This window comes from Terasakiispira papahanaumokuakeensis (assembly GCF_001709345.1).
In the GTDB taxonomy this organism is placed as follows: Bacteria; Pseudomonadota; Gammaproteobacteria; order Pseudomonadales; family Halomonadaceae; genus Terasakiispira; species Terasakiispira papahanaumokuakeensis.
The window spans coordinates 3,789,054-3,814,133 of record NZ_MDTQ01000001.1 but is presented as its reverse complement, the minus strand read 5'-3'; the positions used below and the strand labels follow the sequence as shown (position 1 = coordinate 3,814,133).

General features: G+C 51.1%; 23 protein-coding genes and 1 other RNA gene. 13 read left to right on the top strand and 11 right to left on the bottom strand.

What is annotated here, in order from left to right; all coding sequences use genetic code 11:
- Positions 1-144 precede the first annotated feature (144 nt).
- Genes BFW38_RS16635 through BFW38_RS18380 form a run of 4 tightly spaced genes read right to left on the bottom strand, consistent with a single transcriptional unit; the run spans position 145 to position 2,807 of the window.
- A complete protein-coding gene (locus tag BFW38_RS16635; RefSeq protein ID WP_068999898.1) occupies positions 145-1,044 on the bottom strand; it encodes a metal ABC transporter solute-binding protein, Zn/Mn family in 900 nt (299 codons plus the stop codon).
- Between the two features lie 16 nt (positions 1,045-1,060).
- The gene (locus BFW38_RS16630; protein ID WP_068999897.1) at positions 1,061-1,933 is read right to left on the bottom strand and encodes a metal ABC transporter permease; all 873 of its coding nucleotides are present in this window, start codon (positions 1,931-1,933) and stop codon (positions 1,061-1,063) included.
- Positions 1,930-2,673, bottom strand: a complete 744-nt coding sequence (locus BFW38_RS16625; protein ID WP_245686181.1) for a metal ABC transporter ATP-binding protein — start codon at positions 2,671-2,673, stop codon at positions 1,930-1,932. Before BFW38_RS16625 ends, BFW38_RS16630 begins: the two co-directional genes overlap by 4 nt.
- 8 nt (positions 2,674-2,681) lie before the next feature.
- On the bottom strand, positions 2,682-2,807 hold the full coding sequence (locus BFW38_RS18380) for a hypothetical protein (RefSeq protein WP_281180436.1): 126 nt from the start codon (positions 2,805-2,807) through the stop codon (positions 2,682-2,684).
- Positions 2,808-3,087: 280 nt separating this feature from the next.
- Between BFW38_RS18380 and dtd the strand changes: the two genes are divergently transcribed.
- Positions 3,088-3,540, top strand: a complete 453-nt coding sequence (dtd, locus tag BFW38_RS16620) for a D-aminoacyl-tRNA deacylase (RefSeq protein ID WP_068999895.1) — start codon at positions 3,088-3,090, stop codon at positions 3,538-3,540.
- Complete coding sequence (locus tag BFW38_RS16615; protein ID WP_068999894.1) at positions 3,537-4,316, top strand: glucose 1-dehydrogenase; 780 nt, start codon at positions 3,537-3,539, stop codon at positions 4,314-4,316. The genes dtd and BFW38_RS16615 overlap by 4 nt, the downstream gene beginning before the upstream one ends.
- Positions 4,317-4,354: 38 nt before the next feature.
- Here BFW38_RS16615 and BFW38_RS16610 read toward each other — a convergent pair whose 3' ends face one another.
- Positions 4,355-6,286, bottom strand: a complete 1,932-nt coding sequence (locus tag BFW38_RS16610) for an ABC-F family ATP-binding cassette domain-containing protein (RefSeq protein ID WP_068999893.1) — start codon at positions 6,284-6,286, stop codon at positions 4,355-4,357.
- A 73-nt stretch (positions 6,287-6,359) separates the two neighbouring features.
- Between BFW38_RS16610 and BFW38_RS16605 the strand changes: the two genes are divergently transcribed.
- The 6 genes from BFW38_RS16605 to BFW38_RS16580 all read left to right on the top strand — a co-directional run bounded on the left by BFW38_RS16605 (position 6,360) and on the right by BFW38_RS16580 (position 12,064).
- The gene (locus BFW38_RS16605; RefSeq protein ID WP_068999892.1) at positions 6,360-6,932 is read left to right on the top strand and encodes a TIGR02444 family protein; all 573 of its coding nucleotides are present in this window, start codon (positions 6,360-6,362) and stop codon (positions 6,930-6,932) included.
- A 120-nt stretch (positions 6,933-7,052) separates the two neighbouring features.
- Entirely contained in the window at positions 7,053-7,772 is a 720-nt protein-coding gene (bamJ, locus tag BFW38_RS16600) for a BamJ family beta-barrel-assembly machinery protein (protein ID WP_084004730.1), read from the top strand.
- A 495-nt stretch (positions 7,773-8,267) separates the two neighbouring features.
- The gene (locus BFW38_RS16595; protein ID WP_068999891.1) at positions 8,268-9,287 is read left to right on the top strand and encodes a TRAP transporter substrate-binding protein; all 1,020 of its coding nucleotides are present in this window, start codon (positions 8,268-8,270) and stop codon (positions 9,285-9,287) included.
- A 238-nt stretch (positions 9,288-9,525) separates the two neighbouring features.
- On the top strand, positions 9,526-10,104 hold the full coding sequence (locus BFW38_RS16590; RefSeq protein ID WP_068999890.1) for a TRAP transporter small permease: 579 nt from the start codon (positions 9,526-9,528) through the stop codon (positions 10,102-10,104).
- 105 nt (positions 10,105-10,209) lie between these two features.
- Positions 10,210-11,493 carry a TRAP transporter large permease gene (locus tag BFW38_RS16585; protein ID WP_068999889.1) on the top strand — a complete coding sequence of 428 codons (1,284 nt, stop codon included), beginning with the start codon at positions 10,210-10,212 and terminating at the stop codon, positions 11,491-11,493.
- Positions 11,494-11,623: 130 nt separating this feature from the next.
- Positions 11,624-12,064: a universal stress protein gene (locus BFW38_RS16580; protein ID WP_068999888.1), complete on the top strand. Its 441-nt coding sequence runs from the start codon at positions 11,624-11,626 to the stop codon at positions 12,062-12,064.
- Between the two features lie 94 nt (positions 12,065-12,158).
- On the opposite strand, the gene dnaJ is transcribed toward BFW38_RS16580, so the two are convergent.
- The 3 genes from dnaJ to grpE all read right to left on the bottom strand — a co-directional run bounded on the left by dnaJ (position 12,159) and on the right by grpE (position 16,274).
- Entirely contained in the window at positions 12,159-13,298 is a 1,140-nt protein-coding gene (dnaJ, locus tag BFW38_RS16575; RefSeq protein WP_068999887.1) for a molecular chaperone DnaJ, read from the bottom strand.
- A gap of 163 nt (positions 13,299-13,461) precedes the next feature.
- Positions 13,462-15,402: a molecular chaperone DnaK gene (dnaK, locus tag BFW38_RS16570; protein ID WP_068999886.1), complete on the bottom strand. Its 1,941-nt coding sequence runs from the start codon at positions 15,400-15,402 to the stop codon at positions 13,462-13,464.
- Positions 15,403-15,698: 296 nt separating this feature from the next.
- Positions 15,699-16,274: a nucleotide exchange factor GrpE gene (gene grpE / locus BFW38_RS16565; RefSeq protein ID WP_068999885.1), complete on the bottom strand. Its 576-nt coding sequence runs from the start codon at positions 16,272-16,274 to the stop codon at positions 15,699-15,701.
- A 221-nt stretch (positions 16,275-16,495) separates the two neighbouring features.
- On the opposite strand from grpE, the gene recN reads away from it, so the two are divergent.
- Positions 16,496-18,163 (top strand): DNA repair protein RecN, encoded by a 1,668-nt coding sequence (gene recN / locus BFW38_RS16560; RefSeq protein WP_068999884.1) that lies wholly within the window; start codon positions 16,496-16,498, stop codon positions 18,161-18,163.
- A 179-nt stretch (positions 18,164-18,342) separates the two neighbouring features.
- Here recN and fur read toward each other — a convergent pair whose 3' ends face one another.
- On the bottom strand, positions 18,343-18,756 hold the full coding sequence (fur, locus tag BFW38_RS16555; protein ID WP_068999883.1) for a ferric iron uptake transcriptional regulator: 414 nt from the start codon (positions 18,754-18,756) through the stop codon (positions 18,343-18,345).
- A gap of 96 nt (positions 18,757-18,852) precedes the next feature.
- Between fur and BFW38_RS16550 the strand changes: the two genes are divergently transcribed.
- Positions 18,853-19,287, top strand: a complete 435-nt coding sequence (locus BFW38_RS16550) for an outer membrane protein assembly factor BamE (RefSeq protein ID WP_068999882.1) — start codon at positions 18,853-18,855, stop codon at positions 19,285-19,287.
- A 9-nt stretch (positions 19,288-19,296) separates the two neighbouring features.
- Here BFW38_RS16550 and BFW38_RS16545 read toward each other — a convergent pair whose 3' ends face one another.
- Both BFW38_RS16545 and BFW38_RS16540 read right to left on the bottom strand, forming a co-directional pair.
- Positions 19,297-19,590 carry an RnfH family protein gene (locus tag BFW38_RS16545; protein WP_068999881.1) on the bottom strand — a complete coding sequence of 98 codons (294 nt, stop codon included), beginning with the start codon at positions 19,588-19,590 and terminating at the stop codon, positions 19,297-19,299.
- A 58-nt stretch (positions 19,591-19,648) separates the two neighbouring features.
- Positions 19,649-20,086, bottom strand: coding sequence for a type II toxin-antitoxin system RatA family toxin (locus tag BFW38_RS16540; RefSeq protein WP_068999880.1), 438 nt, complete (start codon positions 20,084-20,086; stop codon positions 19,649-19,651).
- Positions 20,087-20,162: 76 nt separating this feature from the next.
- Here BFW38_RS16540 and smpB point away from each other — a divergent pair, with 76 nt between their 5' ends.
- The 3 genes from smpB (at position 20,163) to BFW38_RS17865 (ending at position 25,016) form a co-directional block, all read left to right on the top strand.
- Complete coding sequence (gene smpB / locus BFW38_RS16535) at positions 20,163-20,648, top strand: SsrA-binding protein SmpB (protein ID WP_068999879.1); 486 nt, start codon at positions 20,163-20,165, stop codon at positions 20,646-20,648.
- Positions 20,649-20,764: 116 nt separating this feature from the next.
- Positions 20,765-21,125: a transfer-messenger RNA gene (ssrA, locus tag BFW38_RS16530) on the top strand.
- 132 nt (positions 21,126-21,257) lie between these two features.
- Positions 21,258-25,016, top strand: a complete 3,759-nt coding sequence (locus tag BFW38_RS17865; RefSeq protein ID WP_068999878.1) for an ATP-binding protein — start codon at positions 21,258-21,260, stop codon at positions 25,014-25,016.
- Positions 25,017-25,080 lie beyond the last annotated feature (64 nt).

Here is a 25,080-nt window from a genome sequence, read left to right as displayed (position 1 = left end):
TTCTTTATTCTGACATAAATATAAGCGCTGTCGCGGATGTCGTTAATGGGCTTCAACGGATTAAGCTAACCCCCAATAAAAAAACTCACTGGCCACAAAGGCAGCCAGTGAGCGTATCAGAATGGAACGGATTAGAGCTGACAGTCACTCCGAGGTGATGGCTCGCACAATTTGATCCGTGTTGTAACGCATCAAGGCCTCATAAGTAGGGGCAGGCCCATCAGCCTCAGATAAGGCTTCGGGATATAACTCACCTCCAGGCCGAGCATTCGTAGCTTTTGCAATTTGTTTGATCAAGCGCGCATCATTGGAGTTCTCAATAAAATAAACCTTGATATGCTGCGCTTTAATCTGGTCAATAAGCTGCGCGACATCTGCAGCCGAAGCTTCAGTTTCGGTTGACATCCCCAGTGGTGACAAGAAGGTAACGCCATATTCCTCACCATAGTAACCAAAAGCATCATGACTGGTCAGAACCTTGCGCTGCGCTTTCGGGACCGCATTAATCTGCTGATGGATCTGTTCATTTAAGGTGCGCAGTGACTGACGGTATGCATCAGCATTGTCTTTGAACGCATCGGCATCTTCGGGGTCAGCGGCAATCAGCGCTTGCTCAATATTATCCACCCATATCAACACATTCGGAATACTGTTCCAGACATGGGGATCCGTTACAGCATGCCCCTCGTCTTCGAAAGTATGGGTTTGGATACCTTTTGAAACCACGACAGGATCAATGTGAGCCCCTGACGCTGTAGCAAGACGCTGAAACCAATTTTCCAGCCCTTCCCCACTGATAAAACTCACTGCAGCCGACCCCAAGGCCTTAGCATCTTCGGGTGAAGGTTCAAATGCATGAGGGTCTCCATTGGGCGGCACCAAACTCTTCACATTCACATGCTCACCGCCAACATGCTGAACCACATCAGACAACACCGTGAAGCTTGTCACAACATCGATCGTTTTGGCTGATGCCGTTCCAACACAGCCTAAACTCAGAACCAGCGAACCCGCCAATGCGAGCCAAAGGGGTTTGGCCTTCATAAAAGTCTCCTTAGTATCAGCCCGCTAAATGCGGACGTTTAATGAGGCGCCTCAACGCGCCTTCAGGCGCAATCAGAAGCGAAATCAGATAGAGCGTCGTGGCGGTTAAAATGATGGTCGGCCCAGAAGCAAACCCTAGGTGGTATGACACCAGCAACCCCACGAAGCCCGAAAAAACAGCACTGAAGGAGGCCATCACAAACATCCGAGGCAAAGTACGAGCCCATAGTTGGGCAATCGCCGCCGGCAGCATCATCATGCCCACCGCCATTAATGTCCCGAGTGTCTGAAAACCCGCGACTAAATTGATGACCACAAGCAGCAGGAATAAAAAATGATAAAGAGGCCCAAACCCGCCGACCGCTCGAAGGAAACCCGGATCAAAACACTCCGCAATCAAAGGTCGATAAACCAAGGCTAGTGCGAGCAATGTCAAAGAGGCAATGGCCCCCACCAAATAAAGTGCCAGCGGATCAATCGCGAGAATAGTGCCAAAAAGCACATGCAAGAGATCAATATTCGACCCTCGCAACGACACAATCAGTACACCCAGCGCCAGTGAAGCCAGATAAAAAGTGGCAAAGCTGGCATCTTCTTTAAGCACTGTGGTTCGACTTACCACACCAGAGAACAACGCCACACTTAACCCGGCGACCACGCCTCCAAGTCCCATTGCAGGTAGAGACAAGCCGCCAGCAATCAAAAAGCCAATCGCCGCGCCAGGTAACACGGCATGACTCATGGCATCCCCCACCAAGCTCATACGTCTAAGCATTAAAAGGACACCCACCGGCCCAGCCCCCAGGCCTAAGGCCATTGAAGCGACCAAAGCTCGACGCATAAAGCCATAATCCACAAAGGGGGCGATCATCGAAGCATAAAGACTCATGACCCCTCCAGAACAGGCGCTTCACACACACCCGCCTGATCATCCCAGTCTTCGGTCATCGCTTTTGCGTGTAGCAAATTCTCCTTTGTCAAAACTTCTTCAGTAGGCCCCCAACCAATCACTTTGCGCGCCAGCAGCAACGTTTGTGGAAAATAAGCTCTCACCTGATCAAAATCATGCAAAACAGCAATCACCGTACGGGCTTCTTGGTGCCAGCGCCGAATAATCGCTAATAAGTCATGGGTCGTTCGCGCATCGATCGCAGTAAAAGGCTCATCCAGAATAATGACCTTGGCATCCTGAAGCAGTAACCGGGCAAAGAGCACACGCTGGAACTGGCCAACAGACAGGGAGCCAATATCACGCTTTTCAAAACCCGCCAGCCCCACCGCAACAAGTGCTTGTCGAGCGCGGTCCACAACTGCGCGTGTGGCACCGCCAAAAGCGCCCACTTCACGCCAAGCGCCGAGCATGACCGTATCGGCTACGCTCAACGGAAAATGCCGATCGATATCAGCCGCCTGAGGTAAGTACCCGAAATCACGTACCAATAAATCACCACGATCAATAGTGCCCTCAACACTAGAGAGCTCCCCCATCATGGCTTTCAACAGTGTGGATTTGCCCGCACCATTAGAACCCGCAATCGCCGTCAGGCTACCCGGTTCAAAACAACCTGAGACATGATGTACTGCTGGATGCCGGTTGTAGGTGACCGTCACATTATCCAAAGTAATCATAGGCATACTCATGGCAGTGCTACCGCCCAAAAAATGGCCAGCCATAGCGCCATTAAAATAACCATCACGCGAACCAACCGGCGTAGCGAGGTTTGAGCAATTAACGAATCAAGTAATGGATCACGACGCTTCACAACAGGGCTCCACAAAGACGCATTGAAAAGGTGCATCGATATATAAATATTGGAGTGCAGTTTCCCGCAAGCATTAAAGATACGTTATAACATAACAAAAACATGATCGCATGCTAATGATGTCGCGGCTTGATGTCAAATATCGGCACCGACGATGGCGCGACCAGAATCGTACCGATGTGCATCACACCTCGTCCCTTCATATAATCAATATGGCGATGCACTTCATCTCATTCGATCGTCCTAAGCATCATCCAACCAAAAGGAGCAGGCCAGCATCATGAGGGCATTATTACAACGAGTCAGTCGTGCCGAAGTCACGGTAGAGAATCAGTCGGTTGGCTCGATTGGCGCAGGATTACTGGTTTTACTCGGTGTTGATCAACATGATGACAAAAGCAGTACTGAACGGCTGCTCGATAAGGTGCTACGCTACCGCCTCTTTGCTGACCCTCAAGGTAAAATGAATTTGAGTTTAACGGAGACCCAAGGCGGCTTATTGGTCGTTTCTCAGTTCACGTTATCCGCGGATACTCGAAAAGGGCTACGGCCTGGCTTCTCAACCGCAGCCTCCCCCGAAAAGGGACAGCACTACTATCAGTATTTTGTGGAACAGGCTCGCGCACGCCATCATCAAGTGGCCACCGGCCAATTTGGTGCCAATATGCAGGTGAGCCTTGTCAATGATGGTCCGGTGACTTTCTTATTGGAAACCCAAGGAGATGCGGCATGAACACCCCTTCCCCCACCCCCCCTGTGGCTCTGATTACCGGCGGCGCTCAGGGCATTGGCCGCGCACTTGTGGGCCACTTGTTACAACGTGGCTGGAAGGTCATGATTGCTGATCTGGACGGAGAAGCGGGAACAGAAGCGATCCACTTATTTGATGCGTTAGGCCCCGTGGCCTTTCAAGCCACCGATATCAGTAATGAAGCCGCTGTCGCGGCCCTGTTTGAGCATACGCTGGAAACTTTCGGGCGGCTTGATTTACTGGTGAATAATGCGGCCCTTTCCAATCCGTTTAATGGCCCGATAGAAGATTTAGATCTGGACCGTTGGCAGCGTGTTTTAAACGTCAATTTGACCGGTACTTTTCTGTGTTGCAAGCACGCTGTCCCCTATTTACGGGACAGCGGTGGTTGCATCATCAATATGGCGTCTACCCGGGCACAACAAGCCGAGCCTGACACTGAGGCCTACAGCGCCAGTAAAGGCGGTATTGTGGCCCTCACTCAGGCACTGGCCATCAGTTTGGGGCCGGATATTCGCGTTAACGCTATCAGCCCAGGCTGGATTGAAGTCAGTGACTGGCAAAAAACCAGCTCCCGTTATGAGCCCTATCATTCCGAAGAAGATAAGGCGCAACACCCCGTCGGCCGCGTCGGTAAGCCTGATGACGTAGCCAGCTTGGTCAGCTGGCTGGCATCACCCGAAGCCAGCTTTATCACGGGCCAGAACTTTGTCGTTGATGGCGGCATGACCCGTAAGATGATTTACGTCGGTGATTAAATCGATGCCACACCGCTCACGGGGTCTATGATGCGTTTTTAGGAGGCTTGTAACTCAGCCTCCTTCTCTTCCAAGGCTTCACTGGCTTCCAGCCATTCCAGTTCCGCGTCTTCAACCGCCTGACGCACCTGACCTTCCGACTGCAACAACGCCTGGAGCTCGCTTTTACGCGTATCATCCGTATAAAGCGCAGCATCTCCCAACTGCGATTCGATGTCCGCTAACTGCTGCTGTGCTTGTTCAAGCTGCTTTTCAGCCTGATCAACCGCTTGCTTCCAAGGCTTCAACTGAGCCCTTAATTGTGCCGCGGCTTTACGGTCAAGCTTACGCTCTTGCTTTTGTGTCTGCGTCTGACTGGAGACTGAAGGGGCCGCTTTGGCTTCACGCCGAGCCTGCACATTACGCTGACGTAACCACTGCTCGTAATCATCCAAGTCACCGTCAAAAGACGCCACCTGACCATCCGCCACCAGCCAATAGGCATCGACCGTGCTTTTGAGCAAATAGCGATCATGCGAGACCACCATGACAGCACCTTCGAAATCCTGCAGGGCGACCGTCAGCGCGTGACGCATTTCCAAATCCAAATGGTTGGTCGGCTCATCCAAAAGCAACAGGTTAGGCTTCTGCCAAGCAATTAACGCCAACGCCAAACGGGCTTTTTCTCCGCCGGAGAAACGGGCGACAGGGTTTTGCGTCTCATCGCCATGAAAACCAAAACCGCCCAAAAAGTTACGGATACTCTGTTCGCTGGCCTTGGGGGATAGACGTTGAATATGCATCGCGGCAGAGGCCTGAACATCTAACGCTTCAAGCTGATGCTGCGCAAAATAACCGACCGACAGATTCTCACCTGCCGTTCTCATACCGGACAACAACGGCAGATCACCCACTAATGATTTAATCAATGTGGATTTACCCGCGCCATTGGGGCCCAACAAGCCGATTCTTTGGCCAGGCAATAGCGTTTGGCTCATCTGCTTGAGAATCGGTTGATCTGTCGAATATCCCAACTGCGCATCACGCAACACAAGTAAGGGGTTGGACGTTTTATCCGATGCGGGAAAAGTGAAGCTAAAAGGGGAGTCGACATGAGCCGGAGCAATCAGCTCCATGCGCTCTAACGCCTTCATTCGGCTTTGCGCCGCTTTGGCTTTGGTCGCCTTGGCTTTAAAGCGATCAATAAAGCGTTGCATATGGGCAATTTCAGATTGCTGCTTTTCATGCGCCGCTTGTTGCTGCGCCAGCTGCTCGGCACGCTGACGCTCAAAGTCAGAGTAGCCCCCCCGGTAAAGCGTCAATTGCTGACGCTCGATATGCAGAATGTGATCGACCACATGATCCAGTACATCACGGTCGTGTGAGATCATCACTAAGGTGCCGGGGTATTGACGCAACCATTGCTCCAACCACAGCGTCGTATCCAAATCCAAGTGGTTGGTCGGCTCATCCAACAACAGTAAATCTGAAGGTTGAAACAGCGTGCGGGCCAAGTTCAAGCGAATGCGCCAACCACCAGAAAAATGACTGACAGGCGCCTCGAACTCATCCTCGGCAAACCCAAGCCCAGCCAGTAACTGCTCAGCCTCAGAACGTTTGGCATAGCCCTGAATGGCATCATACTGACCATGCAGCTCGGCCATACGATGATGATCGTCCGCAGATTCAGCCTCACGCAGCCCTTGTTCGATGCCGCGCAGCACTTGGTCGCCATCCATCACATAGTCAATGGCTGGGCGCGCCAATGCACTGACCTCTTGGGCCATATGGGCAATTCGCCAACTGGCAGGCATCTCCAAATCACCCGCATCGGGGATCAGCTCACCAAGAAAGGCCTTAAATAAAGACGACTTCCCCGCCCCATTCGCGCCTGTCAGACCGACTTTCCAGCCCGCGTGCAAGCTTAGGTTACAGTTCTCCAGCAGTTGCTGATCCCCACGTTGCAGGGTCAAGCCTCTAAATGTCATCATGCTATATTTGCTCCGCTTGCAATTCGGTCGCCACCGGCGCGGTCGGAACCGGGGCGTAAGAGGTCATAAAACGATGCTGGAGCATGATAACCCATTCTGGCGTTTCTCCCTGCGCCTGTACGGCATTGAACGTATTAAGCATGCCTGCCTACGCCTACAGGATGAGTGTCAGGCTAATGTGAACCTGTTGTTATTTGCCATCTGGGCGGCTCAGCAACATTTACGCTTTCTTCCTGACCGAGCCCACCAACAACCTCAATTGGAAGCCTGGCACCAGGATTACACTTGTATTTTGCGGCGTCAGCGACGCCAACTGAAAGTATTGGCAGATAAAGGCGAGCCCGACGAAAAAGAGGGCCTGTTACACCAAATGAAACAGCTGATCGCTGAGGCTGAACTCCTGTCTGAAAAACAAGAGCAGGCGATGTTGTATTTTCATTACCGTCAGCGTCAAGGGTTAACCCCTTGCGAAGACCGCCAAGCGGCGCTGATCGAAAACCTCGCTCGTTGTTTGGCAGCGGATAGCAGTCCCGATCCAGAGACACTACACATCCTGCTCACAGTGGTATTGGATGACGCCGAGGCCGCCGAGGCCAGCATGCGGATTATCGAATTTCTGGCTCATGCTCGCCCCGAGGCCCCTTGATCTCAGGTAATATCGCCCTGATACGGAACTCATGAGGTATTGCAGAGCCCAACCGTTAACTGAGATTGTGCCTGATGCCATCTCACGTTGTTTTTCAGCACCTTAACCCAAGGAGATATAATGCTTAAACGATTTGGTGCACTGGTGATCACCACCAGCATGGCCCTTCCGATGATGGCCCAGGCAGCGGCCCCCAGCACACCGGATGCCAAAACGGGATATGCCATTGGTGTTGTGACCGCGAAGCAGTTACAACAAAGCGGTATCGACTCACTGGATGTCGACAGCTACGCCCAAGCCATTCGCGATGTATTGAATAATCAAGACCTGCAAATGAGCCAGGATGAGATTCAAAATACACTCAAGCAATTCCAGCAAGAGATGATGGCCAAGGCTCAAGCTAAACAACAGCAACAAGCCTCCGAAAACAAAGCCAAAGGCGATGCCTTCCTCGCCGACAATGCCGACAAAGATGGAGTTAAAGTCACCGACTCGGGCCTGCAATACAAGGTTATTCGCAAGGGTGATGGCGAGACCCCCGAAGCGGACGATACCGTCAAAGTGAACTATGAAGGTAAGCTGCTGGATGGCACGGTATTTGACAGCTCCTATCAACGCGGTGAGCCCGTCAGCTTTCAAGTCAACCAGGTCATTCCAGGATGGCAGGAAGCGCTGCAGTTAATGCCTGTCGGCAGTGAATATGAACTCTACATTCCGGCCAATCTCGCCTATGGCCCAGCCGGCGCAGGTGGCAAGATCGGCCCCAATGAAACCCTACATTTCAAAGTTGAGCTTCTCAGCATTGAAGAGGGTAAAGACACTCAAGCCGATGCTCAATAAGCACTAGGCGATAAGTCTTCACTCCACTCAATCCGTATACCCAGCCAGTCCTTCTCAAGGCCCCATCACGGGGCCTTTTATCGATATATCGACCTTCCGCTGAGAAACCGCTGTTGAGCCCAATAGGCATCTCTCTGACAAGCGTTATTTGAACGATGAGCATTTCTTTGCCTAGACTCAACGTACTGAGAAGTCTTTTAACACATCAAAAGACTTGATTCGCATGCTTGCCCGCGGCGTATTTCCATAGCCGCTTTTCCGGGTGTCACGATACCTGGGGCTCTTGTTCAACCCACCAACCATAAAAAATTATTTTCATTATCCTATTGAAAGATAATTTTATGTTTGCAATGCTATTTAGGGCTTATGTGTATCTGCCGCTTGCCTTAGTGCGGGGAAGTCCACATTGGCTAGCTTTTATTCGATACGTCGCCCCACAAGAAGGCGCACAAGGCAGATCTCAATCCGGCGACTGGATCTAAATGGAGAATGATAATGAAAACATTGAGCAAGATAGCCAGTGCAACCGCTTTGGCCCTGGCTGCGACGGGGATGTCAGCTGCCGCACTGGCCGATACTTGGCGCTATGCGCATGAAGAATATCAAGGCGACGTTCAGGATGTGTATGCTCAAGCCTTCAAAAAATACATTGAAAACAATTCCGACCATAATGTTCAGGTTTATCGATTCGGTGAGTTAGGCGAATCCAACGACATTATGGAACAAACTCAAAATGGTATTCTGCAGTTTGTTGACCAGTCCCCAGGCTTTACCGGCGCTTTAATTCCTTCCGCTCAAATCTTCTTTATCCCCTACCTGCTGCCTACTGATGAGCAGACCGTGCTGAAGTTCTTCGATGAATCGAAAGCGATTAACGAGATGTTCCCCAAACTCTATGCTGAGCACGGCCTAGAGCTCTTAAAAATGTTCCCGGAAGGGGAAATGGTCGTCACCGCCGATGAGCCTATTCATTCCCCGGCAGATTTTAATAATAAAAAGATCCGGGTCATGACCAACCCGTTGCTGTCTGAGACCTATCGTGCGTTCGGTGCAACCCCCACTCCACTGCCGTGGGGTGAGGTTTATGGTGCACTCCAAACTGGGATTCTTGATGGCCAAGAGAACCCCATTTTCTGGATTGAGTCTGGGGGGCTATACGAAGTCTCTCCCAACCTGACCTTTACCGGGCACGGCTGGTTCACCACCGCGGTCATGGCCAACCAAGATTTCTATAATGACCTGTCGGATAACGACAAACAGTTGGTCCAGGATGCCTCTGAAGCGGCTTATAGCCACACCATGGAACACATTCAAGGGCTTGCAGAACGCTCACTGGAGAAAATTCAACAAGCTTCCGATGAGGTGACAGTCACTCGCCTGACCGATAAAGAGATTGAAGCTTTTAAAGAACGCGCTCCCCAGGTTGAAGAGAAATTCCTGGAAATGACTGGCGATAACGGGAAAAAACTGCTGAAACAGTTCAAGCAGGACCTGAAAAACGTCGAGCAACAATAAGCCTATCGAACCGGCCCTCCAAGTGAGGGCCGGTTCTTTTGATCATGGTTGCCTCAGAAGATAGCTCAATACCCGTTTGCTCATGGCGATGAGAAGCCTAAGTGGTGGATAAGGCGGCGATAAACAAGCGGTCTAAACAGCACCTGGATGCATTAGCGGAACTTCATCAACACGCACATTGCGCAGGTATTGAAATAGACTTTTGTGAAAGGCATCCCTTCGAATGGGATTAAGGGTCATGACCGAAGACGAGTCTGAAATTCATTACACATCCGGCCTTCCTGGCATTCTAGGGACACTAGATACACTGATCAGTAAGGTTGAAGCCGTTATCCTAGCGCTTGGCGTTTTACTGATGGCGCTCAATACTGTCGCCAATGTGGTGGGCCGCTTTGCCATTGGAGAAAGCATTTTCTTTTCTGGTGAAATCAACCGTATTTTGATCATCATGATCACTTTTGCTGGTATCGGCTATGCTGCCCGCCATGGCCGCCATATCCGGATGTCCGCCGTCTATGACGCCCTGCCCGCCACAGGCCGAAAAATACTCATGGTGACGATTTCATTATTCACTGCGGCCATCATGTTCTTCTTACTGTATTACGCCTGCTTTTACATTGTGGATTTATATGGCAAGGGCCGTGTATTACCCGCGTTAGGCTTCCCCATCTTTTGGATTTATCTGTGGGTACCCGTTGGCTTTCTGATTACCGGTATCCAATACCTGCTGACCGCCATCAAGAATCTAACATCACGGGATGTTTATATCTCAACAGGGGTGCTCGATAGCTATGACGACACAGAAACTGAAGTCTAACCCCTGCTTAGCAAGCCACTGTTTTAAAAACGCTTATTTGATCAATACTCGCGTGATCAACATTCGTTTCGTGGGTAACGGCGGCATGGTGCGGAGGAACCTCATATGATTACAATAATGGTGGTCACCATGATTGTCCTGCTACTGCTGGGCTTTCCTATGATGATCCCGCTGATTACCGCATCCATCATCGGCTTTGTCATGACCTTCAATGGGTTTGGCCAGATGGAGACGCTGATTCAGCAATTGATGGCGGGTATCCGTCCCGCTTCATTGATCGCCGTGCCGATGTTTATTCTAGCCGCCGATATTATGACCCGAGGCCAGTCCGCCGAGCGGTTAATCAATATGGTCATGACCTTTATTGGCCATATTCGTGGCGGCTTAGCGGTCAGTACTGCCGCCTCTTGTACCTTGTTTGGTGCCGTTTCCGGGTCAACTCAAGCGACTGTCGTTGCCGTCGGCTCCCCGCTTCGCCCTCGCATGCTTAAAGCCGGTTACTCTGATGCGTTCAGCCTGGCGCTGATCATTAATGCCAGCGACATTGCCTTTTTGATCCCGCCCAGCATTGGCATGATTATTTACGGCGTGATTTCAGGTACCTCAATCGGGGAGCTTTTTATCGCCGGGATCGGCCCTGGATTACTCATCCTCGCGATGTTCTCGGTCTATTGTGTGATTTACGCCATTGTCAAAGATGTGCCCACTGAGCCTAAAGCCAGCTGGTCTGAACGTTTTGTCGCTGTTCGTCAGGCCTTGTGGCCGCTGGGGTTTCCAGTGATCATCGTGGGTGGCATCTATGGTGGTATCTTCAGCCCAACCGAAGCGGCGGCCGCTTGTGTGCTTTATGCCATTATTCTGGAGTTCGGTGTTTTCCGCGCCTTGAATGCCCGGGATATCTTTGCCATTGCTAAGTCCACCGGCCTGATTACAGCGGTTGTCTTTATTCTGGTCGCCGTCGGCAACAGTTTCTCCTGGATCATTTCGTTTGCTCAGGTCCCTGAGATCCTATTGAATGCCATTGGCATTGCCGATATGGGGCCGAATGGCGTCCTCATCACCATTGCGATCGCCTTCTTTATTGGCTGCATGTTTGTCGACCCCATTGTCGTCATTCTCGTCCTGGTGCCCATTTTCTCGCCCGTCGTCGAGAGCACAGGGCTGGATCCCGTGCTGGTCGGAACAATGATCACCCTACAGGTGGCCATCGGTTCCGCCACCCCGCCGTTTGGCTGCGACATTTTCACCGCCATCGCCATTTTCAAACGTCCCTACCTGGACGTCATTAAAGGAACGCCTCCCTTTATCTTGATGCTCATGGTCGCAGCAGGGTTATTAGTGGCCTTCCCTGAGATTGCGCTATTCCTACGAGATCTGGCCTTTAGATAACCCCTCTTCAATCAATGCTGGCCTCAGGTCAGCATGGAGGACACCTTTGACCTGATGTCACCTGAACCCAGCGTTCCCTGAAGCGCGACCCGACCTGAAAAGGTGGGGTTTGTCACAGAGGAAGGATTCGATGTTCAAAAAGATACTGGTGCCGGTCGATGGCTCGAAGCTATCCATTGAAGCACTGGATAAAGCCGTAGAGTTACAGCAACTGACTCATGCGGAGTTAATCCTGCTCTACGTCTACAAACACCATAGCCTGTTTGAAGCCTCGCTATCGATGGTTCGACCAGAGGATGTCCAAATCCCTGATCAATCCTTGCGAGAGTATGCCCGTGAGATTGTGACCCAAGCCAAGGATCATGCTAAAGCGATGGGCTCAGAACAAGTCAGAGGGTTTGTAAAGAGCGGCCGCCCCTCCAGTACCATCACCAAGTTTGCCCAAAAGCAGGAAATCGATTTAATTGTGATGGGAAGTCGCGGGACCACCGGTGACGTGGATGGTATGTTTTTAGGGAGTGTCTCTCAACGCGTCGCCAGCCGCGCCAAATGCCCGGTGCTAGTGGTCTAGCGCTGATTCACCCCGTTTAGTATGAGTCAGGCCCAACAAAAAACCGCCTATTCGAAAGAACAGGCGGTTTTTTGATCAGGTGTCGATCAAGCGACTAGAACTTCATCTCATCAAAGAACTTCTTCACGCCATCAAAGAAACCCGTTTTCTTGGGTGAGTGTTTGGTAGAACTCAACCCTTCGTGGAACTCACGCAGAATATTCTTCTGATCCTCAGAGAGGTTCACCGGCGTTTCAACGACAACACGGCACATCAAATCCCCTGTCATGCCACCACGCACAGGCTTCACCCCTTTACCCCGTAGACGGAATAGCTTGCCTGTTTGTGTTTCAGGGGGGATTTTCAGCTTCACACGACCATCCAGTGTCGGCACTTCCAACTCACCGCCCAGGGTCGCATCAACAAAGCTAATCGGCACTTCGCAATATAAGTTAGCGCCATCACGCTCAAAGATGGGGTGCGGGCGAACATTGATCTGCACATATAGATCACCTGCCGGGCCACCACGCATGCCCGCTTCGCCTTCACCGCCAAGGCGAATGCGATCGCCATTATCCACACCGGCCGGAATTTTTACATCCAGTGTTTTATGTTCGCGGACACGCCCCTGGCCGTGACACTTGTGGCAAGGGTTACGAATAATAGTGCCCTGCCCGTGACAGGTCGGACAAGTCTGCTGAATCGCAAAGAAGCCTTGCTGCATCCGCACCTGCCCCATCCCATTACAGGTTGAGCAGGTTTCCGTTTTACCATCTTCAGAGCCAGAACCCTCACAATGTTCACACTCGGTCAGGGTCGGCACTTTGATTTTGACAGAAGTGCCGCGAACAGCATCTTCAAGATCTAGATCGAGCTGGTAGCGCAGGTCAGCACCGCGCTGCGGGCTATTCGCACCCCCACGGCCGCCGCCACCAGCACCACCACCAAAGATGTCACCGAAGACGTCACCAAAAATATCCTGGAAGCTGGCGCCACCACCACTAAAGCCGCCAGCCCCTCCCATACTGGGGTCGACCCCATCGTGGCCGAAGCGATCATACGCAGCACGCTTATCTTCATCCGAGAGCACTTCATAGGCTTCGGTGGCTTCTTTAAACTTCTCATCAGCAGCCGGGTCATCCGGGTTTCGGTCCGGATGGTATTTCATCGCCAGCCGACGATAAGCCTTTTTAATCGCTTTATCATCGGCATCGCGATCAATGCCCAGTACTTCGTAGTAATCTCGTTTGGCCATGATTTCTTCACCGAATTCATCAGGCTGGCAATGGTCAGTCCGAAAACGCCAACGCGGGAGTAGTGTTCGGCCACTCCCGCGTCAGGTCTTGCTCAGCGTATCAGACCGAGCGGTAAGGCCACGGATCAACCCAGTGACCTTCTGCCGGGTTCATCTTAAGGACTTACTTCTTGTCGTCCTTCACTTCTTCGAACTCGGCATCGACGGCATCATCTGCCTGCCCCTGCTGAGCATTCGCATCAGCCTGACCTTCGGCCTGAGCCCCCTCAGCACCACCTTCAGACTGCTGAGCGTATAACTTCTGCGCCAATCCACCAGAAGCTTCAGCCAGTGCTTGAGTTTTGCTTTCGATCGCGTCTTTATCATCCCCTTTCAGCGCTTCTTCCAACTCGTTGATGGCCGACTCGATCGCTTCTTTCTCACTGGCTTCAACTTTGTCATCACCCAGATCGCTCAGGGTTTTACGTGTTGCGTGGATCATGCCATCGGCCTGGTTACGTGCCTGCACCAGCGCTTCGAACTTCTCGTCCTCTGCGGCATGGGCCTCGGCATCACGCACCATTTGATCGATTTCATCATCATTCAGACCGGACGATGCTTTGATCACGATCGACTGTTCTTTACCCGTCGCTTTATCTTTAGCGGATACGTTCAGAATACCGTTAGCGTCGATGTCAAAAGTGACTTCGATTTGCGGTACACCGCGCGGAGCAGGCGGAATATCGGCCAAATCGAAACGGCCCAGAGATTTATTCTGCCCCGCTTGCTTACGCTCACCCTGCAAGACGTGAATCGTTACCGCATTCTGATTATCTTCAGCGGTTGAGAACACCTGCGATTTCTTCGTCGGAATCGTGGTGTTTTTCTCAATCAGCGCCGTCATCACGCCGCCCATGGTCTCGATGCCCAGGGTCAACGGCGTCACATCCAGCAGCAGGACGTCTTTGACATCACCTGACAACACAGCGCCTTGGATTGCCGCACCAACCGCGACCGCCTCATCCGGGTTGACATCTTTACGCGCGTCTTTCCCAAAGAACTCAGCCACTTTAGCCTGTACCTGCGGCATACGGGTCTGACCACCGACCAGAATAACGTCATCGATGTCAGAAGCCGACAGACCCGAATCGGACAGGGCAGTACGGCAAGGCGCGAGAGAGCGCTCAACCAATTCTTCAACCAACGCTTCCAGTTTAGCGCGAGTGACCTTCACATTCAGGTGCTTAGGCCCGGTGTTATCCGCGGTGATATAAGGCAGATTAACATCCGTTTGTTGCGCGCTGGACAGCTCAATCTTAGCCTTCTCAGCGGCTTCTTTCAGACGCTGCATGGCCAAAGAATCGCCCGACAGATCAATGCCAGACTCTTTCTTGAACTCATCGACTAAATAGTCGATCAATCGGTTATCAAAATCCTCACCACCGAGGAAGGTGTCACCATTAGTCGCCAAGACTTCAAACTGAGTCTCGCCATCGACATCCGCCACTTCGATGATAGAAATATCGAAAGTACCGCCACCCAAGTCATAAACGGCAACCGTCTTATCACCACGAGACTTATCCATCCCGTAGGCCAGCGCTGCGGCTGTCGGCTCGTTAATGATACGTTTAACGTCCAGACCCGCAATTTTACCCGCATCTTTAGTGGCCTGACGCTGACTATCATTGAAGTAAGCGGGCACAGTAATGACCGCTTCAGTCACCGCTTCGCCGAGATAATCTTCGGCCGTTTTCTTCATCTTTTTCAGCACTTCAGCTGAGATCTGCGGCGGCGCCATTTTGTCGCCTTTGACCTCAACCCAGGCATCGCCGTTATTGGCTTCGATGATTTGGTAGGGCACCAATTTGATGTCTTTTTGTACAACATCTTCACTGAAGCGACGGCCAATCAAACGTTTCACCGCATACAGTGTATTTTGCGGGTTAGTCACAGCCTGTCGTTTGGCACTTTGACCGACCAGCGTTTCACCGTCTTCGGTATAAGCAATGATGGAAGGCGTTGTACGTGCCCCTTCCGCGTTTTCAATGACTTTCGGTTTGTCACCATCGAGAATGGCAACACACGAGTTAGTGGTCCCGAGATCGATACCAATGATGCGACCCATGATGTCTCTCCAAATCTTACTGTCGATGCAAAAGCAAATTATCTTCGCGATGCAAAACTTTTCGTTAAAATCCCGGTCCGACCCAATGTGCAATCAATGATCATCTTGGTTGATCATGTGCAGCTGCCGGATTCGGTAAGCTGTGTTTTGGTCAATTGCGTGTGAACCTCGACGTCTCCATACCACCTTGAGGTTCAGCCGGGCCAGGATCAAATCGAAGCCACATCAATCGTACTGGATGCGCGACTTCGGTTTGTCTCTGCTTGTTTTCAGAGATTGGCGCTAATGGCGTTTTTTCAAGCCTTCTCGTCAATCTTTTTCGCAGCACCGCCGGTCGATACCACAACCATTGCCGGACGTAACAAACGGCCATTCAGCGTAAAGCCTTTTTGCAGCACATCCATCACCGTGTTGTTGGGTAGATCCGGGTTAGGCACCATCGTCATGGCTTCGTGCAACTGAGGATCAAACGTCTCATTGCGGGGATCGACCTGCTCGATATTAAATTTCTGCAGGCTATCCATTAGCAGTTTGAAGGTCATTTCGACCCCCTCGCGCTGCGCATCACTGACTTCACCGAGCGCATCCACTGCTTTTTCCAAGCTGTCGACGACCGGCAACAGTTCGCGAGCAAACTTCTCCAAGGCAAACTTATGGGCCTTCTCAACATCCTGTTCGCTGCGACGACGAATATTCTGTGCCTCAGCCGCCGCACGCAGTGACTGCTCTTTAGCCTCGCTCAAGGCTTGCTCAAGGCTCTCAACCTGAGCGACCAGGGCTTCATTATCTGCAGACGTCTGCTCAGCCTGAGGTGCTGACTGCTCTGCCGCCGTCTCAGCGGCCGTCTGCTGGAGCTGTTCGTCTTGACTCATATTTCACTCCCGTCAGGGCGGCGCGGCCGCCATCTCAATTAACCCACACCCTATATGGGGATGTGAGCAAGGCTTTCAAGGCTTAAAACTGCGCTTTTCGCGGAAAAATCAGAGAAATTGGCTTGCTGGAAGCTTAGGGGTAGGTTATAAACCATATAACTGTATAAAATCACATGTAAAAATACATGTATTCAATGCCGTAAGTGTCGCGGAGGTGGGGCATGCTGACCTGGCTAAGTATTCGCCAACTGGCTATTGTGGATCATCTAGAGCTTGATTTTTATCACGGCATGACGGTCATTACTGGGGAAACAGGGGCCGGCAAGTCTATTTTGCTGAGTGCTCTGGCCCTGGCATTAGGCGACCGAGCTGATAGCGACAGTGTCCGCCATGGCGCCACTAAAGCCGAAGTCAGTGCTCGCTTTGATCTCAAGCATATGCCCCAAGCCCGCCAGTGGTTGAATGAACAGTCACTGAACAATGATGATGAGCCTAATGAGTGCTTACTGCGTCGGGTTGTTATGGCCAATGGACGCTCAAGAGCCTATATCAACGGTCATGCCTGTGCGGTCACTCAGCTCAAGCTCCTCGGTCAGCACCTGATTGATATCCATGGCCAGCATGCCCATCAATCACTGTTACGCAAAGAGACCCACCTTCAGTTACTGGATGCTTTCGCAGGCCTAGAGTCTCGCGTCGAGCATTACCAGCAGCAATTCCGTCAGTGGCATCAGGTCCGCCGTCAACTGAAACAGCTCAAAGAGAATCACGATTCCCAACAAGCACAACTGCAGCTACTACGTTATCAAGTTGAAGAACTGGACCAATTGGCCCTCAAACCAGATGAGTTAGCCGACCTCGAAGCTGAACAGCATGCGCTGGCCAATGCCGAGCAAATGATTCGTGACAGCGAGCAAGCCCAAGCCCTGTGCGACCATGAAGACGGCGCCGCCCTTCAGCAAGTCACCCGAGCGTTGCAATTACTGGAAGGGCTTTCGATGGAAAGTCTGGATAACATCCGCAACATGCTGAATGACGCTCAAATCCAACTGCAAGAAGCCTCAGCAGAACTTCAACATTGGACGAGCGCCATCGAGCTGGACCCGGAACGTTTGATGCAAGTGGAGCAACGACTGTCATTGATTTATCAGACTGCGCGTAAGCATCATGTGTTGCCAGAAGAGTTAGCCGATCATCATCAACAACTGCAAGCCCAGCTGAATGAGCTCACCGGTAGCGATACTGATCTAGAGGCATTAGCAGAGCAACAAGAAGCCTTAACTCAGACACTGCGCCGGGAAGCAGACAACCTGACCAAGGCTCGGCGAGATGCCAGCCTCACCTTGGCACAGCAGGTGAACCAGCAGTTGGCCTATTTAGGTATGCAATCCAGTAGCTTCGAGGTGCATCTGAAAACCTTGGAGCACTTTCAAGCCGAAGGGCAGGATGAGATTGAATTTTGCATTGCACCGAACCCAGGCCAACCGGCCAAGCCCCTGATTCGTATTGCCTCAGGGGGTGAGCTGTCACGCATCAGCCTCGCCATACAAGTGGTGACCGCTCAAACGACGACAGTCCCGACGCTGGTCTTTGACGAAGTCGATGTCGGGATTTCCGGAGCAACCGCAGAAATTGTCGGCCGATTACTGCGCCAGCTTTCAGATCGCGGTCAAATTCTCTGCGTCACACACCTACCGCAAGTCGCAGCTCAAGGGCATCAACACCTGCATATTCATAAGCACGCCCAAGGCGATAAGACCAATACCCGGATGGGATTTCTCGACGATGCAGGGCGTGTCAGCGAGCTGGCACGCATGTTGGGAGGCGTTAACCTATCGGAACAAACACTGGCCCATGCTCGGGAGATGCTGCATCAAAGTCAGCACTAATCACCGAATCACCGAATCAACGCCAATCACCGCATTTCAGGCGCGGACAAACAATATCAATAAACAAGAAGCAGAGAACGAGCCTAGCAGGCCCGCAGATTCAAACAAATGGCTAAAAAAGAAGGCGGGAGATAAGGCAATCAGGACAGGCGCCTTTTCACCGCCTGCCCTTTACGACATTATTTGTCGAGCTTCTTTCTTACATAGATCACCAGCGAATGGTCAACAATGTCATAGCCATGCGCTTCTGCAACCTCACGCTGACGCTGTTCAATCTCATGATCAAAGAACTCGATCACTTCATTGGTGTCCATATCCACCATATGGTCATGATGGTCATCTTTGGCCAGCTCAAAAACAGCATGCCCACCATCAAAGTTATGTTTTTCAACCAGGCCAGCCGCTTCAAACTGGGTTAATACCCGGTAAACGGTTGCCAGCCCGACGTCTTCACCTGAGTCCAGCAAAGTTTTATAAACATCCTCTGCACTCAAGTGGGCTTCGTAGTTACGCTCTAGAACCTGTAGGATCTTGATGCGCGGCAAAGTGACTTTGAGTCCTACTTTACGCAGTTCGTGATTTTCTTCGGCCATTGGCTTGTCTCTATACGACTCGGCAGTTCAATGGATACCATGTTTAACTCAGCACAGGCTCATTCAGTATTCCACTTTAGGAGACCTGGCCATTACATGGCTTCTGATTCAGCGTACTGTCACGTATTATTCCGTGAACTGAACACTAGTGAAACCTATATGCGATTGCAAAGACTGACTAAATTACTCACCTTTGTCCTCATCAGCGTCTGGCTCAGCGGCTGCAGCTGGTTTGAGGTTTATCAACCCAAAGTGCAACAGGGCAACATTCTTGAAGAAGAAACGGTGAATCAACTACACACAGGCATGACGCGCGAGCAGGTCATTTATTTAATTGGCACGCCCTTGCTACCTGACCCACTGGCGACTGACCGTTGGGACTATGTGTACCAAGTACGTCAGGGCCACCGCTTGCTGGAGCGTCATGGTATATCGTTATGGTTCAACGGCAACACCTTGACCCGTATCCAGCATTTAGAAAACGATCAGCCCTCACAAAAAGCTCAATCTGATCAGAATACCGCCAGCTGAGCCCTGACCTCAAGTCTCATGACGTGAATGCCGGGCCGCTCGTCTTGCACGAGCAGCCTTGGGGTCAGCCTGCAAGGGGCGATACAACTCAACACGATCACCCTCACGCACAGTGTGCGTCTCAGGCTCAGTCACTTGCTGCCCAAAGATACCCAGCTTAATGGTGTGCAAATTCAATGTCGGGACATATTGATCTAACCCTGAAGCCAAAGCAACATCACGCACCGTGGCGCCCTCAGGCACCGTCAGGCTAAGCAGGTATTGCTGTTCTGGCAAGGCATACACCACCTCGACATTAGGCATGATCAATCTCCAGGACAGAGGCACTAGGCAGAAGGGAAGGCGATATCATGTCACTGGTTCACTGTTTGCCATACACTTGATCGGCTCGCTTAACGAAAGCCTCGACCAGCTTATTCGCCATTTGACTGAACACGGCACCTAAAGCGGCCCCCACCACTTTACCCGCCACTTCAAATTCCATCTCTAAGCTGACCTTACAGGCCGTCTCTGACAGCGGTTGAAAGTGCCACTGCCCTTCTAATTTGCGAAAAGGGCCTTCTTCCAGCGTCAACTCAATGCGCTCAGGAGCATGTAAGTAGTTACGCGTTGTAAATCGATAGCTCATGCCCGCTTTGGACACTTCCAGCTCGCCGATCAGAACCTCATCGTCCTGATAAATCAAACGAGCATCGCTGCAACCCGGCAGAAATTTCGGGTAAGATTCACAGTCATTCACCAGATCGAACATCGCTTGTGCAGAATGCATCACAAGCGCGGAACGGCTGACTCGGCTCATTGCGGACTCCAGCTAAATTCGTATCAGGTGGTATTTTAACACGTCCCTTATCGGCTTTAAGGCACGAAGGAGCATCATGGCCAAAAGTAAAGGCAAAAAAGACAAATTGGGCCCGGCCACTATTGCCGTCAACCGAAAAGCCCGACACGAATACTTCATTGAAGAATCATTCGAAGCCGGACTGGTCTTGACAGGCTGGGAAGTCAAAAGTTTACGCGCAGGTAAATGCCAGATTGCAGATACCTACATCTTACTGAAAGAGGGTGAAGCCTGGTTGCTGGGCTCAACCATACAGCCACTGAACACGGCGTCAACCCATGTGATTGCCGACCCCACGCGGACACGCAAGCTGCTCATGCACCGGCGCGAGATTGATAAGATCATCGGCCATACACAACAAAAAGGGTACACCTGTGTCCCTTTACGTATGTATTGGAAGCATAACCGCGTTAAATGCGAGATTGCATTGGTCAAAGGCAAACAGTTGCATGACAAACGTGCCACCGAGAAAAATCGAGACTGGCAACGAGATAAAGCGCGTATCATGCGTAAAGCCGTCTAATAGACAGCAGATCAAAGTGTTGAAAAGGCAACATAATTAAAAAGGTGTTACCCAAAATAAAGCGTCTCACCCTCATTACATTGTCACACGGCTATGTTAGACTAGCCCGTCGTTGAGGGGGCGATACGGTTTCGACGCCGGTAGCGAACCCCGAGGTGCATGCCGAGAGTGAAGTGGCTCTCGTAAATAAATCGCTTCAATTATTATAGTCGCAAACGACGACTCTTACGCTCTAGCAGCTTAATGCTACTCCTGAAGCCTAGTTGCCTATCGCTGGTGGATGGAGATCTGAGCGCAGCCAGATAGGCTCGCGGCAAAGATTGCTCTCGTCGGCGCCGTTAAACTTAAATCGAGAGATCGCTGTAACGTATCCTGAACGTCGGAGACGTTATGGCTAAATTAAAAGACGCCTCTAAGCATGTAGATCTGAGGGCGGAGTGCCGGCGGACGGGGGTTCGACTCCCCCCGCCTCCACCAAATACCGTAGCACCACAAAAAAAGGCGCCGATGGCGTCTTTTTTTATGTCTGTACTTTCCCAACCACCATTCAGGCAGATCCCCGCAGAGTTGCTAAGCTCAAACGATGCATCTCATGGAGGAGGCTCCTCAGTGCCTGAAAAATACTCGACGCCCCCGCGTTACGAATGGTGGGTATGGCCTATTGCCATCCTATTTATCATCGGGTTACTGATTTTAAATCACACCCAGAAAAATGCGGGGCTAGCACAGTTCTCTACAGAAGAAATGTCGTTACTGTCGATGCAGGCGGCGGCCGTAGAGACGTCACTCAAATATCCAATGGAGGATCTCATTGGGCTTAGAGATGCATTTGAGCAGCGCCCTGCCGACGCAGAGACTGACAACTTTCAAAACACGCTGATGCTCATCATGCTCAGCAATCCGAATTATACTCAGGCCCGTTATATCGAAGCCTCAGGGCAAGAGCGCATTAAACTTATCCGCGACAAAGACACACAGGCCATCACACCGGTCGTGCCCGCAGCGCTGGAAAATAAGACCTACCGGGATTACATGCGCGATATCCTCGATTTAGCGGATAACACCATTTATTTATCACGGTTCGATTTAAATATTGAGCAGGGTTTTATTGAACGCCCGATTGTCCCGACGCTACGCTTTGCCATTGCGGTTCATCATGCAGGCAAGTCAGGTTTTTTAATACTCAATCTAAACGGTGACCAACTTCTCAAGCCGCTCCATCAACCGAATGGGTTGGGTCAAATTACCTACTTGATCAACCGCCAGGGGGACTGGTTAGTCGGGCCTTCCGAGTCGATGGAATGGGGGTTCATGTTCGATCAGCCCAAACGCTTCCAAGACTACCCGGCAGCACCGAGGCACTTTGATGCCGTCCATCAAGAGACCACCCAAGACGCACTAAAAGGTCAAGATGGGGGCTACTGGTTCAGCCACGCCATCAAACTGAGCAACTCAATAGACCTTCCCATCACCACGCCAGAACATCTCACACTCCTTCGCCATGCAGGCCCACAACAAATCGCGCTCAGGATCCAAGGCCAACATCGCTATGTGCTCCTGGCCATAATTGGACTGATGATCATCAGCGCCTGGATTGCTTTTACTACTTTAAAGAAAAGGCGCGAGCGCTATATTGAAGATGAGGCCATGCGTCGAGAAGATGAGATTAGGTACCGATTAACCCAGCAGTTGGAGCACAAAGTCGCAGAAAAAACCCAAGAAATCGCCCATATGCTGACGTTTATAGAGCGTCTAACAGACCACTTACCGGCCACCATCGCTTACTGGGATAGTGACTTTTATTGCCGCTTTATCAATGCGTCATCGTATCGCTGGATGGGCATCAAAAAGTCTGAAGCCATTGGTCAGCATTTAGCCGACATTTTAGGCGAAACCTTATTCACTGAACGATTCGACATTTATCGCCGGGCGCTCAAGGGGGAAACCCTGAGCAATACGCTCTGGTACACCCGTTACGAAGACCAGCATCTGTGCTTGCTGAAAGTCATTTATATCCCGGTCATACTGGATAATGAGCAAAAGGGCTTTATTTCTGTCAGCGATGACATCACCGAAGCCTACGAAAGAGAACAGGAGCTGATCAAAAGAAGCCAGGAAGCCGAGCGCGCCACAATAGCCAAAAGCAACTTTTTGGCCAATATGAGCCATGAAATACGCACGCCGATGAATGCCATTATCGGCATGCTCACCCTGCTGAAAGATACTCCGCTGGATTTACGCCAACGCAACTTTGCCGATAAGGCTTTCAACGCTTCCAGTGCACTTTTATCCATACTCAATGATATTCTCGATCTGAGTAAACTGGATGAACATAAGCTCCACATTGAACAACGTATTTTTGAAACCGAAGACCTGATACAACGCTCCGTCGACCTCTTCGCGGTGGCAGCAGAAGGTAAAGGGCTGACGTTAAATGTACGCGTCGACCCTAAAATGCCCCAGCATCTTTATGGTGATGCTTTTCGTATTAGCCAAATTCTCTCTAACCTGATCGGTAATGCGATTAAGTTTACCGAGCAAGGCAGTATCACCCTCGACATCCAAGCGCGCACTGCACATGCTGACAGCGTGATCGTCGAGTTTATGGTGATCGACACCGGTGTGGGGATGTCCAAAGAGACGCAATCGATTGTGTTCGATAAATTCTCTCAGGCTGATGACTCAACCACGCGGCAATACGGGGGCAGCGGCCTGGGCCTCGCCATTAGCCACCAATTGGCAGAGTTAATGGAAGGCGAGCTGACCGTTGAGAGCGAACTCAACAACGGCAGCACCTTTACCCTCAAACTCAAACTCAAAATCCCTGAGACCACAGCGCCTTATCATGATCTTTCACTGGACAATACCGTGCTGTTCCATCGTGTGAATCAGCAAAAACTATGGCCATTGATCGAAGAACATGCCAGAAGCTGGGGCATTCCAAGCTACCCATTGCCTGAGCCACAAACAGACGAATCGATTGAACGATTGTTAGCGCACCTCACGCCTTCAAAAGAAGAAGGATCCGTTAACCAGATTATTCTACTCGACAGCACCCAGACGATTCCCGAGTCGTTAATCCAAGCCCTGGTTCAATGGTTGAAAACCCACAGCCCTCAACTCAACCATTGCGGTGTCATCCTACTGATGCCCGCCACTCATGTTCCCGAAGGGATTGAGCCCCTGATCAACGAAGGTGCGATTCCGATCGTCAAGCCGCCGACACCCTCACGACTTTATGATGCAATTGCCAATATCGCCCTGCATTCTGAGGCGCGGCCAAGCCCCACGCCAGCATCTGAGCGGCCCAAAATGGGCAAAATACAGGGCCCGTCCCTCAAAGTTTTAGTGATTGATGATGTTGATATTAATCTGGAGGTTGCTCATAACCTCCTCAGCCGAATAGGCCTGAACTGCGATACTGAGAGCAGCCCCAAAGATGCACTCTCAAGATTAGAGGAAGCACATTATGATGCCATCCTGATTGATCTTCATATGGCAGAACTCAGTGGGTTTGAGCTAGCGAAAACACTTCGAAAAACAGCCGGCCCCAATCAAGACACCCTATTAATCGCGCTGACAGCATCGGCTACCGAACAAGATCAAGCGCGTGCTCAAGCGGTTGGCATGAATGCTTACCTGACCAAACCGTTAATGCCGGATGCAATCAAACAACTCCTAGCAGAGCACTTAGACGTCACCTTCGAAAGCAGTGCGCCTTCTGAGGCCACTCCAGAACCGCTACCGGTTTCAGACCCCTCAGGCTTGATCGATTTTGAACAGCTGAACAAGCAGGTGGGTAACGATGCTGAGCTGGTCGACGCTTACTTGAAACAAGGTTATCTCACGCTTGAAGACATCGCGATCACTATGGAAGAGGCTTATGAAGACCATGACACAGATAAAATGGCACTATTAGCCCACCGCCTGAAAGGTATCTCAGGCAATATCGCGGCCTTATCATTAAAAGCAGCGGCCCAATCATTTGAACATTCATTGGCATCAGGCCTGTCCGAGAGCAACTGGTCGCCATTGAGAATACTGCTATGCCAGCATATTAAAGTCTTAAAGCCTTATGCCACATCGTCCACCTCAGAGATCACCGACACATTGAGTCATCAAGAACTCAAGCAGCAGCTTCAACAGCTCGATGACCAGCTCTCCCACCACCGGGCGATCAACCAAGAAGACCTCCCTTCGATCAGCCAGACGTTAAAGTCAATGGCTGATCATAACTCAACCTTCACTGACAACGATGCCACACAGCTCATGCAACTTAGCGATGAGTTAGAGCACTCGATCCAGCAATTTAATTATTCACTCGCAAGATCAAACATCCAGACTATTCTGAAAATATTGAATGCTTAAAGAGGCACGATCACAACAATAAGAAGCCCAATGAACATACATTCCAAGCGTCCTGTGAGACCGT

Coding starts and splice junctions, on each gene's coding strand:
- BFW38_RS16550 (WP_068999882.1), top strand. CDS start 18,853: ATGGCTTCTGATTCAGCGTACTGTCACGTATTATTCCGTGAACTGAAC.
- BFW38_RS16635 (WP_068999898.1), bottom strand. CDS start 1,044: ATGAAGGCCAAACCCCTTTGGCTCGCATTGGCGGGTTCGCTGGTTCTG.
- grpE (WP_068999885.1), bottom strand. CDS start 16,274: ATGAGTCAAGACGAACAGCTCCAGCAGACGGCCGCTGAGACGGCGGCA.
- smpB (WP_068999879.1), top strand. CDS start 20,163: ATGGCCAAAAGTAAAGGCAAAAAAGACAAATTGGGCCCGGCCACTATT.
- fur (WP_068999883.1), bottom strand. CDS start 18,756: ATGGCCGAAGAAAATCACGAACTGCGTAAAGTAGGACTCAAAGTCACT.
- dnaK (WP_068999886.1), bottom strand. CDS start 15,402: ATGGGTCGCATCATTGGTATCGATCTCGGGACCACTAACTCGTGTGTT.
- BFW38_RS16585 (WP_068999889.1), top strand. CDS start 10,210: ATGATTACAATAATGGTGGTCACCATGATTGTCCTGCTACTGCTGGGC.
- dtd (WP_068999895.1), top strand. CDS start 3,088: ATGAGGGCATTATTACAACGAGTCAGTCGTGCCGAAGTCACGGTAGAG.
- dnaJ (WP_068999887.1), bottom strand. CDS start 13,298: ATGGCCAAACGAGATTACTACGAAGTACTGGGCATTGATCGCGATGCC.
- BFW38_RS16580 (WP_068999888.1), top strand. CDS start 11,624: ATGTTCAAAAAGATACTGGTGCCGGTCGATGGCTCGAAGCTATCCATT.
- BFW38_RS16615 (WP_068999894.1), top strand. CDS start 3,537: ATGAACACCCCTTCCCCCACCCCCCCTGTGGCTCTGATTACCGGCGGC.
- recN (WP_068999884.1), top strand. CDS start 16,496: ATGCTGACCTGGCTAAGTATTCGCCAACTGGCTATTGTGGATCATCTA.
- BFW38_RS16625 (WP_245686181.1), bottom strand. CDS start 2,673: ATGATTACTTTGGATAATGTGACGGTCACCTACAACCGGCATCCAGCA.
- BFW38_RS16540 (WP_068999880.1), bottom strand. CDS start 20,086: ATGAGCCGAGTCAGCCGTTCCGCGCTTGTGATGCATTCTGCACAAGCG.
- BFW38_RS16545 (WP_068999881.1), bottom strand. CDS start 19,590: ATGCCTAATGTCGAGGTGGTGTATGCCTTGCCAGAACAGCAATACCTG.
- BFW38_RS16605 (WP_068999892.1), top strand. CDS start 6,360: ATGCTGGAGCATGATAACCCATTCTGGCGTTTCTCCCTGCGCCTGTAC.
- BFW38_RS16590 (WP_068999890.1), top strand. CDS start 9,526: ATGACCGAAGACGAGTCTGAAATTCATTACACATCCGGCCTTCCTGGC.
- bamJ (WP_084004730.1), top strand. CDS start 7,053: ATGCTTAAACGATTTGGTGCACTGGTGATCACCACCAGCATGGCCCTT.
- BFW38_RS16595 (WP_068999891.1), top strand. CDS start 8,268: ATGAAAACATTGAGCAAGATAGCCAGTGCAACCGCTTTGGCCCTGGCT.
- BFW38_RS16610 (WP_068999893.1), bottom strand. CDS start 6,286: ATGATGACATTTAGAGGCTTGACCCTGCAACGTGGGGATCAGCAACTG.
- BFW38_RS16630 (WP_068999897.1), bottom strand. CDS start 1,933: ATGAGTCTTTATGCTTCGATGATCGCCCCCTTTGTGGATTATGGCTTT.